Source organism: Cellvibrio sp. GW822-FHT04B05 (assembly GCF_058800985.1).
This window is the reverse complement of the sequence record NZ_JBXAMU010000007.1, coordinates 140028-152320: the sequence shown is the minus strand read 5'-3', so window position 1 is coordinate 152320 and position 12293 is coordinate 140028. Positions and strand designations below refer to the sequence as shown.

General features: G+C 47.7%; 12 protein-coding genes. 7 read left to right on the top strand and 5 right to left on the bottom strand.

Annotation, left to right across the window (positions count from 1 at the left end; translation table 11 throughout):
* Positions 1 to 164 precede the first annotated feature (164 nt).
* The 4 genes from AC1RJL_RS19590 to AC1RJL_RS19575 all read left to right on the top strand — a co-directional run bounded on the left by AC1RJL_RS19590 (position 165) and on the right by AC1RJL_RS19575 (position 2730).
* Entirely contained in the window at positions 165 to 1244 is a 1080-nt protein-coding gene (locus tag AC1RJL_RS19590) for an aminoglycoside phosphotransferase family protein (RefSeq protein WP_492917188.1), read from the top strand.
* Positions 1241 to 1945: an N-acetylmuramate alpha-1-phosphate uridylyltransferase MurU gene (gene murU, locus AC1RJL_RS19585; RefSeq protein WP_492917186.1), complete on the top strand. Its 705-nt coding sequence runs from the start codon at positions 1241 to 1243 to the stop codon at positions 1943 to 1945. Before AC1RJL_RS19590 ends, murU begins: the two co-directional genes overlap by 4 nt.
* 61 nt (positions 1946 to 2006) lie before the next feature.
* The gene (locus AC1RJL_RS19580) at positions 2007 to 2144 is read left to right on the top strand and encodes a hypothetical protein (RefSeq protein WP_492917184.1); all 138 of its coding nucleotides are present in this window, start codon (positions 2007 to 2009) and stop codon (positions 2142 to 2144) included.
* Positions 2134 to 2730: an SPFH domain-containing protein gene (locus AC1RJL_RS19575; RefSeq protein WP_492917182.1), complete on the top strand. Its 597-nt coding sequence runs from the start codon at positions 2134 to 2136 to the stop codon at positions 2728 to 2730. The genes AC1RJL_RS19580 and AC1RJL_RS19575 overlap by 11 nt, the downstream gene beginning before the upstream one ends.
* 38 nt (positions 2731 to 2768) lie before the next feature.
* Here the strand turns inward: AC1RJL_RS19575 and AC1RJL_RS19570 are convergent, their stop codons facing one another.
* Positions 2769 to 3449 carry a hypothetical protein gene (locus AC1RJL_RS19570; RefSeq protein WP_492917180.1) on the bottom strand — a complete coding sequence of 227 codons (681 nt, stop codon included), beginning with the start codon at positions 3447 to 3449 and terminating at the stop codon, positions 2769 to 2771.
* 51 nt (positions 3450 to 3500) lie between these two features.
* Positions 3501 to 5333: a serine/threonine-protein kinase gene (locus AC1RJL_RS19565; RefSeq protein WP_492917178.1), complete on the bottom strand. Its 1833-nt coding sequence runs from the start codon at positions 5331 to 5333 to the stop codon at positions 3501 to 3503.
* A gap of 268 nt (positions 5334 to 5601) precedes the next feature.
* Here AC1RJL_RS19565 and rpsT point away from each other — a divergent pair, with 268 nt between their 5' ends.
* Both rpsT and maoP read left to right on the top strand, forming a co-directional pair.
* Positions 5602 to 5871, top strand: coding sequence for a 30S ribosomal protein S20 (gene rpsT / locus AC1RJL_RS19560; RefSeq protein WP_492917176.1), 270 nt, complete (start codon positions 5602 to 5604; stop codon positions 5869 to 5871).
* A gap of 290 nt (positions 5872 to 6161) precedes the next feature.
* The gene (gene maoP / locus AC1RJL_RS19555) at positions 6162 to 6602 is read left to right on the top strand and encodes a DUF413 domain-containing protein (RefSeq protein ID WP_492917174.1); all 441 of its coding nucleotides are present in this window, start codon (positions 6162 to 6164) and stop codon (positions 6600 to 6602) included.
* An 81-nt stretch (positions 6603 to 6683) separates the two neighbouring features.
* Here maoP and AC1RJL_RS19550 read toward each other — a convergent pair whose 3' ends face one another.
* From AC1RJL_RS19550 to gntR, 3 genes are read right to left on the bottom strand one after another with little or no spacing between them, the layout of a single operon-like run.
* Positions 6684 to 9035 carry a GH36-type glycosyl hydrolase domain-containing protein gene (locus AC1RJL_RS19550; protein WP_492917172.1) on the bottom strand — a complete coding sequence of 784 codons (2352 nt, stop codon included), beginning with the start codon at positions 9033 to 9035 and terminating at the stop codon, positions 6684 to 6686.
* Between the two features lie 40 nt (positions 9036 to 9075).
* Entirely contained in the window at positions 9076 to 10449 is a 1374-nt protein-coding gene (locus AC1RJL_RS19545; protein ID WP_492917170.1) for an MFS transporter, read from the bottom strand.
* 50 nt (positions 10450 to 10499) lie between these two features.
* On the bottom strand, positions 10500 to 11534 hold the full coding sequence (gene gntR / locus AC1RJL_RS19540; protein WP_492917168.1) for an HTH-type transcriptional regulator GntR: 1035 nt from the start codon (positions 11532 to 11534) through the stop codon (positions 10500 to 10502).
* Between the two features lie 117 nt (positions 11535 to 11651).
* Here gntR and AC1RJL_RS19535 point away from each other — a divergent pair, with 117 nt between their 5' ends.
* Positions 11652 to 12221, top strand: a complete 570-nt coding sequence (locus AC1RJL_RS19535; protein WP_492917166.1) for a gluconokinase — start codon at positions 11652 to 11654, stop codon at positions 12219 to 12221.
* Positions 12222 to 12293: the final 72 nt, after the last annotated feature.

The following is a 12293-nucleotide window of genomic DNA, read 5'->3' as shown; positions in this document are numbered from 1 at the left end:
TAGGCGCGCCATGCGTATGCCGCCGAAAAAATTGCAGCGATTCTACTGTAAACCGCCTGTACTGGGAATGAATTGGGGGAAATCACCTGCCTGGGTTAGAATTCAGGCATTAAGGCAACCAGGCGCCAAGCCCGGCCGATAACTAACCTGATCCCGGAATCTGCATGACCAATCCCCAATCCCCTCCCGATCCTGGCTCGACCAATGTTGTGGTCGACACCAGAAAGTTAGCACTTGCAAACTGGGTAACCCGGAATACATCTGAACGCGAACATCCTATAGAGTTGCATAGTTTGGGAAGTGATGCGGGTTTTCGCCGCTACTTCCGCTATCAACAACCCTCGCAATGGCTGGCAGTCGATGCACCGCCTGCCACTGAAGATACTCACCAGTTCCTGGCTATCGCCCGCTTTATGGCACATCAGGGTGTGCGCAGTCCGGTGATAGCTGCAGCCGATGTCGACCAGGGTTTTCTGTTAGTGGAAGATTTTGGTGATCGCCTGCTGTTTCGGGAGGCAAACCAGCAAAATGCGGACGACCTCTACCAACAAGCACTGAATAGTCTCCTGCAATTACATCGCAGTCAGGACGATAGCGCACTTATACCGCGTTACGACCGTACCCTGCTGCGCCGCGAACTGGAGATTTTCAGCGAATGGTTTGTCGGTAATTTGCTTGGGCATTCCCTCGGCGATGCTGAGCGGTACATGCTTGATACGCTTTTTATCCAGCTTGAAGACAATGCCCTCACCCAGCCACAGACCTTTGTGCATCGCGACTATCACTCACGCAACCTGTTATTGCTCGCGGATAACGCGCTCGGTGTAATCGACTTCCAGGGCGCGCTCTGGGGCGGTGTTACCTACGATCTGGCTTCACTACTGCGCGATTGTTATCTGCGCTGGCCAGCGGAACAGGTAAAACGCTGGGCACTGGACTATCGCACCAAAGCCATTAGCGCCGGCATTATTCCCGCCGTCAGCGAAATGGAATTTTTGCGCTGGTTTGATTGGCTCGGCCTGCAACGGCATATCAAAGTGCTCGGCATTTTTGCGCGCTTGTGTTTACGCGATAACAAACCCGGCTATCTCAACGACTTGCCGTTAGCAATTCGCTACATACTGGAAGTTGCTGAACAATATCCTGAATTACAAGCCTTCGCCGATTGGTTCAAGCAAACCTTATTGCCACTCGCCCGACAACAATCCTGGTATCAGGATTACCACACGGCGGGCGAGCAATGAAAACAATGATTCTCGCCGCCGGCCTCGGCAACCGCATGCGCCCGCTCACCGATCACACACCCAAACCATTGCTGCGCGCGGGAGGTAAATCGTTAATTGCATATCATCTGGAAAATTTGCAGCGCGCTGGCGTCCGCGAAGTAATTATCAACCTCGCTTATCTCGGTGAAAAAATTCGCGCGCAATTGGGCGATGGAAAACAATTCGGACTGGAGATTACTTATTCCACCGAACCTGAACCACTGGAAACCGGCGGCGCAATTTTGCATGCGCTGGACTTACTCGGCACAGAACCTTTTTTATTAGTTAACGGTGATGTCTGGTGCGATCTGGATTTCGCACAATTTATCCAGCAACCTTTTTTTGAAAAGAAATTTACAGAAAATCAATTCGGACATTTATTGCTGATACCCAATCCCGATTTTCATCCGCTCGGCGATTTTGCCCTGGATAATCACGGCCGTTTAATTAATGATCCTGATAAAACTCACCCACAGCGATTTACCTTCGGCGGAATCAGTTTATTGAACCCGGAATTGATTGCCGGCTATCCTGACAAGCGTCGGAAATTCCCGCTCGTGGAGGTATTGCGCCGCGCGATTAATAACGGGCAGTTAACTGGACAAGTACATCAAGGCCATTGGAGCGATGTGGGCACACCTGCACGCTTGCAGGAGCTGGAAGATTATTTATCCCACTGAAGAATAGAAGTATTAACCCAATACCCAACAAAAAATAGTTAGACATACTAAAGGACACGCCATGTTAAAAACCAATTTCAGCTCACCTAAGCCCATCAGTGCAGTGAAAATTATCCCTGGGTTGATTATCATTTTTATCCTTACCGTGCTCTACGGCAGTTGGTATACCGTTGATCAGGGTGAGCGCGGTGTCCATTAATGCGTCAGTGACCTTAAGTGTTCCTGCCGACAAAGTGGAAGAAGTTTATGAAAACTTTAACAGTGTCGATGCAATGATTGCACGCGTGGTTGATCGTCAAGTTCCCACCCAAGTGGAAAACATCTTCGGCAAATACACAGCGATTTCTGTTGTACAAGAACGGATAAAGTTCGGCCTTGATGTCACCGATGCGATCACCAAATCCATTAATGGACCTGCTGTGATTAACTCGGTGCAAATTGAAAATATTGATTTCAGTGCAGCTTACCAAAAATCCGTAGAGGACCGTATGCGCGCTGGGGTTGAGGTACAGACCCAAAAACAAAACCTTGAAAAAGAACGCGTAACAGCGCAGATCGCGGTAACCCAAGCGCAAGCCGATTCACAACTGGCGCGCGCCAAGGCAGAAGCGGAAAGTATCCGCATTAAAGGCGATGCAGAAGCCTCTGCAATTAAAAGCCGTGCTGAGGCCCTTGCACAAAACCAGAATTTGATTGAACTGACCAAAGCTGAAAAATGGAACGGGCAACTACCGACCACTATGTTGCCAAATGGCACCTTGCCGTTTTTTAACACCGACAAATAACCATTAACGCAAATAAAAAAATTTCAACCACTAACAAATCATCTCATCGCAACCAGCTGCATCACGCCACCTGGATTAACCTGCAATACCAGCTGGATATCGTTATTCGCACTATTCACTACTTTACCATTCAGAAGCAGCTCGGTTTTGATCGGGTAAACACCTTGTGGCAATCCCTCTGGCAGAGTAAATGAAAACGCATTTTGATAGCGTCCACCACGCTTGGTCTTTTCATTGACCGGTTTGGTAAAGTTTTTTAATTCCCTGGTGTTATCTTCATTGTCATAGATGGCAATACGCTCTTCTATCAATGCCGTTTTTTGTTTGGTGCCCGGCACCACCACTATATCCGACTGGATAATCACCTCCTGCCCGGGAGCTACCACATTTCCCGGTAGAGTTTTGGTTTGATACTCAGTTGCAGTAGGTTCAGCCGGTAAATTCCGGTTTTTGATTTTGTACTCTTCAGCCACTTGCTCTTCTTTAGCAATGCGCTCTGAGCGGTGGTTGATAATCATTTTGGTAATCAATGTTACCGCTACAGCCACCGCAGCGACGCGTGCTGCCGCTTTTAAACGCTCGCGATTTTTGCATCCTTGATCATTACTCTTACATTTGTGCGAGCGATCTATATTATCCTTTAGATCTTTAAGACTAAATGCAGCAACCGGATTTACCAACGCACACACAATGATCGCAACTAATAATCTGGATTTCATAAGCCCCCCAAGACGGTTATTGATGTCGCTATTTATTTCACTACTTATTCACTATTTAATAGTAAAGCCCGTTTCTTTCAGTTTGCGCTGGGTTTCCAGCGCGCGATTTTTTAATACAGCTGCCAATTGATAGCCTGCATCCAAATCTAAAACCGATTCGGCTTTAGCAATTGCACAGGAATAATTTTTCTTCTCCATGCAGTTATTGGCATCCACCATCAACTTGTTAATTTTTTCTGTCAGTCCACGTACCTGACCTTGTGCAAGCGTTGCCGCTTGCTTGACTTCAACAGCGGCTGCGTTTGCAGCATCCTGTTCCAGCACCGAATTGGCATTACTCACTGCGCAGGCATAATCCTTATTTAATAGACAGCGTTGCGCGCGCGCGAGTGCAGCTGTAATAATTTGCTGTTTTTGTGCGGTGGATTGCGCTTGCTGCGCACGCGCCACACTCAGGGCTTCGTGAAAACTAACCACATGTGAGTTGTGAACACCAATTGCCTCGGCTTTCTGCAGAAATAAGGCAGCACACTCCAGATCCTGTTGCTGCAAACAATGTTGCGCTTCTGCTATTAGCTCTCGCGCCCGCTCATCATTTACACGCTGCTCTTTTGCTTTCTGGGCAGATTCCAGCAATTGCATAGCAACACTGTTAAGCGGGTCGAGATTGGCGGCAACCAAACTGTGTTCGATAGTGCAATCAAAATCCTGCAATGCAAAACAGGATTGCGCTGCAGTAATTTTTTCTGCAATGGTTTTTTGCAAGTGCTGGGTAGCCTGATATTGGCTATACCCAAACCAAGCGGCGCCAGCTAATGACACTACCGCGAACCCGAGTGCTGCCGTTAATAAAACAGGATTACGCCTGGGAAATAACTCTTCAGCAAATTGCGCAATGCTTTGATAGCGCACAGCTTTCACTGGTGCCAGAGCACGGCTCAATACTTTCCATTCGCGCGAGCCTAAACAATCCAATCGCTTGAGTTGCATTTTTTGCTCAAACGCTTGCAGAGCCGAGCGATTATTATAAGGATGGCGCCCCGCCAGCATTTCATACACTACACAAGCGAGCGCATAGACATCGTCACTGAAAGCGAGCGGCTCATCCTTTACCATTTCAATAGTGGCATAAGCTGGCGTCAGCGCTCCCAACTGCCCCGCATCAAATTTATGCTTTTGTACTTCTTTAGAAGCGGCGCGGGCGATACCAAAATCCAACACTTTGGCATTACCGTCAGTGTTAACAAAAATATTGCCCGGTTTGAAATCGGCATGGATTAAATGGCGCTGGTGTGCGTAGGAGAGTGCTGCACACAGATCTTTAGTAATTTTCCAGACTCGCTCTTTCGCTAAACCTTTTCCGCGTTGCGCTTTTATCAACTGATCCAGCGGTTGCCCTTCGAGCAACTCCATGGTCATAAATAGCGTATCACCATCGCGATCAAAATCGTGCACCGTTACTATGTTGGGATGGGCAAGCGTTTGCGATTTTGCGGTTTCCTGCTGCAGGGTGACAAAAGCATCGGGGTGATCTTTAAAATCCTGGTTAAGGACTTTGGTGGCGATATAGGGATTGGGATCTTCTGCTTCGACTTTGCGCAGATCTTTGGTTTTGTAGACGGTACCCATACCGCCATGCCCCAAAACGTCCTCCAATAAAAAGCGCTTTTTCAGCAGCGTGCCTTTGCCGCTTTGGGATTGCTTGACCAGTTCACGCGCCTGTGCAAAACCGGCAGAGTGGTTGTGGGGAGCACTGTATTGCGTGAATTGGGTGAAGTTGCGCAGGTCGGTAGCGGGCAATTGGCGATCCTGTGCAATCTGTGTTTCGCTGTCCTCAGCCACAATCCTTACCCTGGTTTTATTGGAATCATCGTTGTCGGCCACGCAAAAATCCCCTGAGTTTTTGGCGTATTTATAACCATGAATACTAACACGGCAACAGATTTTGCGGCATGTGACGCGAAGCAGGCACTCCCGATGTCAAGCTAACGGGGTAAATGTAAGCCGGCACTTTCCCAATGTGCCGGGTCCAGTAAAAGATAGCCCTTTCTGCGGTTGACAAACCAATCGAACACGGCATAATGTCGCGTCCTTGAATCCCGACCCCTTTTTTCGACAGTTTTGTCCAGAATTTATCTATAGGAGCACTAAGGTGGCAAATACACCCCAAGCCAAAAAACGCGCGCGTCAAAATGAAAAAGCTCGCAAGCACAACGCAAGCATGCGCTCTATGGGGCGTACTTACCTCAAGAAAGTGCTTGCCGCTATCGCTACTGGCGATAAAGCAGCTGCCCAAACCGCTTATGTTTCAGCTGTTTCAGTGATCGATCGCATCGCTGATAAAGGCCTGATCCACAAGAACAAGGCTGCTCGTCATAAGAGCCGTTTGAACTCCAAGATCAAGGCATTGGCAGCAGCCTGATTACCCACCTGGTTTCAAGCGTGAAAAAAACCGGCTCAAGCCGGTTTTTTTATGTCCGCAATTTGCCCAACCTGTTCCCATAGATACCATAAAGCACAACTTTGGCTCTATACACTGTCACAAAAACAGATTATCTTCGGCAGCAACTTTTGCCCGGAACGCTTTTCCGGCATCACAAAAAGAGAGCTGGGCTTGGGGCGGTATCAACCAAAGAGCAACCCACAACAAGGATGCGGTTGTTTGCAGTTAGCGCCAGTCCCCGAAGCACATACTAATAATGGAGATACTTTATGCTGCCGCGTGATCACTACCTGAAACAAACTTTTCAGGATGCTATTAACTTCCCCGACGGTTTTGAAAAAGGCGGTCTTTCCGATATCCAGGCACGCCTTATTCGCAAACAGGGAGTTCTTGTTAATGCCTTGATGATGGAGGAAGTCTCTGACCCAACGGCTGACGACCAGCATATCCTCAAGGTCATCGCCAACCAAAGCGCCCCCAAGAGCCCGATTGAGCAAGCCTGGGTTAAATATCTTTCCATCGTAAAAGCACGCCAGGCTTCAGCACCGGCAAAAACCAGCAAGGCAAAAGCAACCAAAGCGAAAGCTGCCGAACCGGTTGCCGAAGAGCCCAAAGCCACCGCACCGACAGCAAAGCCGGCAAAGGCCAAAGCCGCGGCCGAACCTGCAGCAAAAACCAAAGCGTCCAAGAAAACCGCAAAAACGGACTGAGGCAGAACATTAAACTGCAGGCAAAAAAAGCGCTTCCAGTCGAAGCGCTTTTTTATTGTCCGATAGTTTTTCTAAAATCTATTACGGTATTACTACGCTCACCGAGTATTCATGCCCCACCTGGATATTCTGAATGCAATTCCCCTCAAGTAATTCACCATCGCAATGAACTTTAATCGCATCGACATCACCGCGCGTGATGTCGACATGGAATACCGCCCCACGGAACTGTCGGGTGGCTTTAGCGGTTTGCCAATCGGATGGTAATTGCGGCGCAATACGCAAACCGTTTTCATCACCCTGCAAACCAAATACACCTTCAACCAAACAACGATACACCCAGGACACAGTGCCAGTATTAAACAACTGTGATGAACGCCCTGCCGTACGCGGATATTGATGGTATGCACCGCGATAATAATTAGGAATGTAGACAGGTAATTGACCGCGCTGCAAATAATCCGCCTCAGTTGGACCGGGAATCATTTGCCGCAATAGTTTATATGCACGATCTTTTTCGGCGATAGTGAACAAACTGTAAATATAAAACACCGCAGCGTGATTATAAACGGAGCCATTTTCTGCCGAACCCGGATGTTTTTGCGTTACGCGACCGACATCATCGCGCATTGCGGTAAACGCAGGCGCCAACATAGCAACGCCGTAAGGTGTTTCCAATTGCGTTTCCACTGCTGCGATCATTTTTTTGCGCTGTTCTTCGTTTGCCGCACCACCAAGGATCGCCCAGCTTTGTGGATTTAAAAAGATACGCCCTTCTTTATCCTTACTGATACCGAAAACCACATCATCATCGGTAATGCCACGACCAAACCATTCGCCATCCCACAAATATTTATTCACTGCTGCATTTACGTCTTTTGCACCCGAGATAAATTCTTGCTGCAAATCAACACGAGACACTTTTGCGCAAACGTCTGCCCATAAATTTAACGCGTAAGCGGTTGCGACCGACAACCAACCGGAGACACCTTTGCCTTTGTATCCGACCATATTCATCGGATCACACCAATCGCCTTGCGCGATAAAACTCAAGCCGCGATAATCCCGTGCTTGCAACAACCAACGCATGGCGTTGCTGATGCGCTCAAATACGCTCAGCGTCCTACCATCATGACCCGCAACCGGTTCATTCAAAATGGCGTAATCGTTGGTTTCATCCAGATAGGTTTTTAAACACACCGGCAACCATACACAGTGATCTGTATGCGGAATCTGGTTGATGTATTTCAGCTCAGCGCCTTCGATCAATAAAATCCCATCGGGCATAGCGCCCGACTCTTCCTGCTGGCTTAGCGCATGCAAAAACGCGGCGCGGGTGACATCGGGTTTGATAAACGTCATCCCCATATTGTCTTGCAGATAATTGCGCGTTTGTGGATCGGTGGTGAGGCGATTTACATTGCCATGGTAAAACACCTGGCGGGGCAACCAGTTGTTTACAAAATTATCCAGCCCGGCATCCGGTGTTTCAATTTTTAAGCAACCACTTCCGCTTGCCACATAAGCAGAATATTCAGCGCGCGACCTGGCAAAACCCTGTTCACTTAAATAGGTATCGCGCATCTTTTTGATTTCCGCATCATCGAATGCGGGACCAAAAATAAAACGATAAACCTGCCCATCGTTTTCCGACAATGTAAGACGATACTGCAAAATAGCAGCGGGAGTTTCGTAACGGGCATCACCACCGGATAAAGTTTCTTCTTGCAAGGCTGATGGATTGTGCAGTCCACCCTCGCCTTCAAAAGTTTCCTGTTTTGCTTCCCAGGCTGTCGGCGCTTGTTCGTGCAAGAAAAATGTTTTGTCTTTAAAGAGTTTATTTTTAAAGTAATCGGCAACTTTTTGATAAGGCGTTACGCAAGTTGCAACCATGCCGCCAAGATCGGTGCGATACTCCGCCGACTGGTTCATCCAGGACATATAACCTACAGGAAAGTAGGGATAAACACTGATGCGGCGCACACGACCGGAGCGATTGGTTACTTTTACATCCCACAACTCAACTATATCTGCCACAGGTAATGACAAGGTAATTGCTATTTCAATACCGAGCGATTGCAGCGTCCAACGCAAATCACTTTTACCAATCGAAAATACATAATTCTCATAATCTGCACGCACAGGCTCATAGGGCGCAGAAAAAATCTCCCCGGTTTCCTCATCCTTCACATAAAAAAATCGGCCGGGATGATGCGCATAGTAAGGTTGCTCTGGCTGCATAAATGTTTTTGCTTCCAGATTGGGGGCATAGGCATATTTAGCTGGTTCAGGCTGCATAAATTGTGCAACCGCATAACCGCGGCAAGTGGATTGGATCATCATGCGCTGGTTCCATAAAAAGCCGGCAGCGCGTGGCATAGCGGTGGGCGTTAGCAGATCGTAACGCTCACCGTTGTGAGAAGGTCTTAACATGGTAATTACCTGAGCATGAACTTTTAAAATGACATAAAACTTATGACTGCGCTTTACGAGCGGCCAAATCAAATTGGATTTGCTTGAGGATTTTGTTATCCAGCGAATAGAAAAACATGACAACCACGGCAATTATGGCAAAGAGTGCAGGAATAAATGACATCAGCATGACAATGCCGGTTTGCGATGACTCGGTTTGCGTTGCATTGGCAACATAACCCAGCGAGGCAAAAATAATACCCATCATCAGCGCCGCCAAAGCGTTACCTAATTTTTGCGAGAAGGTCGCTGCAGCAAACGTCATTGCGGTAGCACGACGACCGGTTTTCCATTCGTTATAATCCGCCGTATCAGCATACATTGAAAATGCCAACGGCGATTTTGGTCCCAACACAAAACCAATTGCGATTTGCAACGCATACATCAATTCAACCTGATCTTTAGGAATAAAATAAAACGCAAAAGATAAAGCGGCAGTGATGCCCATCAAAATCATCATCAGGACTTTTTTATCGATGTAGCGAGTCATTAACGGCGTAAGCGATGCACCAACCGCTGCGGCGGCCATATACGCGGGAACAAAAGTTTTAATAAGGTCAGCATCACCTACATAGTATTTGAAATAATAAGCCGCCGAGCTAGTGCGCAAGGTGATAGTGATCATGATGATTAGCGCGAGGAAAAAGAGCACAACCCAGGGACCATTGCGAGTGAGGTCTTTAATATCCTGAATGACCGAACTCGGTTCCTGCGCGATGGGTTGTACACGTTCTTTAGTATTAAAAAATGTCCAAATGAACAAAATACTGGCCGCGATTCCCCACACCACCATGGTTAATTGCCAGCCCAGCCGCTCATCCCCCTGACCTAAATATTTCACCAGATCCGGCGTTAGATAAGTCACCACCGTGCTGCCGGTAAACGCAAAAATAAAACGCAACCCATTAATCGTCGAGCGCTCCTGGGTATCGCTCGACATTACACCCGACAAGGCGTTGTAGGGAATATTGATGCAGGTGTAACACACCATCATCAATAAATAAGTGCCGTATGCCCACACCAGTTTTCCATCTTCATCCAAATTGGGCGTGGTATAAGTGAGCACTCCCGCACAAGCCAGTGGTAATGCCATCCAAATTAAATACGGACGAAATTTTCCGAAACGGGTGCGAGTCCTATCCGAAAGTGCACCGATCATTGGATCAGTAAATGCATTAATCAGCTTGATGGTAAACATCATGCTGCCTGCAGCAAGTGCAGAAATACCGAATACATCGGTATAAAAAATCATTAGAAAGGTAGCGATGTTTGCCCAATAAAAATTGAATCCAAGATCAGCAATACCGTAACTGATTTTTTCTCGCCAGGTAATGCGCGAACCCAATGTTGATATAGGTCTTTGGTCAATAGTCACAGCGCACCTCAAAAATAATTTTTATTAACACGAAACACCAGACGCGACAGTTAAAGGCGACTGGTTGACGCACGCTTTTTAATTTCGTAACCCATATCCACTTTTTTAGATTCAACAGGCTTGTCATTGAGCACGCGGATAATCATCTCCGATGCTTTCACTCCCATCTCATAGCGACCAACTGACACACTCGTTAGCGATGGATTTGTATAGGCGCCCACTTCGATATCGTTAAAGCCGCAAATTGCCAGATCTTGCGGCACGCGGATATTCATGCGTTGCGCCTCAAACAATGCGCCTAAAGCCAAGTCATCGTTCACGCAGAAAACCGCATCGATAACACCGTTAGTAGAGGCCATCAAACTCTTGAATAGCTCACCACCCACGCCGGTAGACGAAGGCTCAGGCGTAGTGACGATAAAATTTTTATCGAACTTTCCGGCTTGCTCCAATGCAAGTTTGTAACCCTGCATACGCTGCTGCACCCGCGGGTCCATGCGCGCACCGATAAACCCAATGCGTTGATAACCCTGTCCAAGTAAATGCTGCACCACATCGAAACCGGCGCGACCGTGGGCAAAACCCACATTCATATCAATGGGCTCGGCCAACAACTCCATGATTTGCACGATAGGAATTCGCGCTTTTTGCAGGAAATTCTGACAGGCCTTGGTCTGGTCGCCGCCGGTGATGATCAACCCTTCCGGGGATTGGCTCAGCAACGTGCGCACCATTTTTTCCTCTTCCAGCGGCGAGTAGTGGGTATCCACTAAAAGTACTTTATAACCTGCAGCTCCCATCACCTCATATATACCGCGCAGTACTTCGGTAAAAACGATGTTACTCAATGATGGAATGGCAACGCCTATCACTTTGGATTTGGATGATGCGAGGGAACTGGCGTGCTGGTTGGGTATGTATCCAAGCGAATCAATGGCTTTTTGGACCTGGATTCGCAGGGATTCCGATACTTTTTCTGGTTGGTTGATAACCCGCGAGACGGTGATTGCACTAACACCAGAGGCATCGGCTACATCAACGAGGGTAATTTTCTTATCGGAACTTCTTTTTTTTGTTGTTTTCATAGGCAATATCTGCACTTGGCTATTATTTTTTGCTAACATACCACAAGCACAATGATTGCGCTATCATTAGCATGCGCGATGCTTCTGATCATTAGATGTACAAGAGAAAACTTTCAGATGCCCCAACCAACCGCCATCACTAATCCCGATACCAGCACCAATCTTGTTATCCTGATGGGTGTCTCCGGTAGCGGTAAATCCTCACTAGCCAAAGCCCTCGCGGATCATTACGGTTATGAGTATCTGGATGGCGATGATTTTCACAGCCAGGAAGCGCGTAACCGGATGGCTCAAGGCCTGCCGTTAACTGACGACATGCGCTTACCCTGGGTCATCCGCATGCGCGATTATTTTCGCGATGCTGCACGCAAACATCAGCATTCAACGTTGGCCTTCTCCGGGCTAAAACGTGTTCATCGCGACGAGTTACGCAAAGCCGGACTCAAAACTATTTTCCTCTTTTTACACAGCGATAAAAGTACCATCCAAAGCCGCGTCAATATGCGTGCCGGTCATTTTATGGCGCCCAGTCTGGTCGAAAGCCAATTTGCTAGCCTGGAAGATCCAAGCCATGAGACTGATGTTTTTGAGATTGATGTGAATGTATCCCTTGATCAGGTACTGAACCAAGCCATACGGATTATCGACCGTGAGTTACATTGCCAGACAGATGCACTGCTCGCCTGAAACATCGCACTTGGCAATCGCCTCCACACCAGCGAGAATGTGAACTCTTAAGCCAGATATTGATCCAATGAT